Annotated in this window: 1 protein-coding gene and 1 pseudogene; both read right to left on the bottom strand. The window is 49.4% G+C overall.

What is annotated here, in order from left to right:
• Positions 1–262, bottom strand: a pseudogene (locus tag ACU8YC_RS27965) (acetyl-CoA carboxylase carboxyl transferase subunit alpha); the annotation flags it as partial.
• 12 nt (positions 263–274) lie between these two features.
• A partial coding sequence (locus tag ACU8YC_RS27960) for a hypothetical protein (protein ID WP_446896388.1) occupies positions 275–439 on the bottom strand: 165 nt, incomplete at its 5' end.

Raw genomic sequence — 439 nt, 5'->3', positions numbered from 1 at the left:
CATCAAATTCATCAAATGCCAGGCGGACATAATCCAGGGTGTACGGACGCTGTGGATGGCGCGCCAGTTGGGCTACCTGCCATGCTCCAAGATCGGCGAAGATTTTACGCGTCAGTTCTACGCTTTTTTCACGCAGACGATGCACTTCTTCATCGATGTTAATATCTAGTTTCTCATCCTGACGGCTAACCGCAGTCAGAGAATCGATTTTTGCTTCTAGCTCTGCAATCGGCTGTTCAAAATCAAGGAAATTCAGACTCATAGTATTCCTGTATTAGTCAAACTCCAGTTCAACCTTCTCCGAACCAATAAGGCCACGGAGATCGTTTAGCAAACGATCGCTCGGAGAGACACGACACGTTGCGCCAAAACGCAATCGCGGACGCGAATCCGCCCTCTGATAGTAGGGATGTACTGGAATTGTCCCAGAGCGGTGGGG

It is taken from the genome of Citrobacter sp. VF227 (genome assembly GCF_052950715.1).
This window is presented reverse-complemented; position numbering and strand designations above follow the sequence as displayed.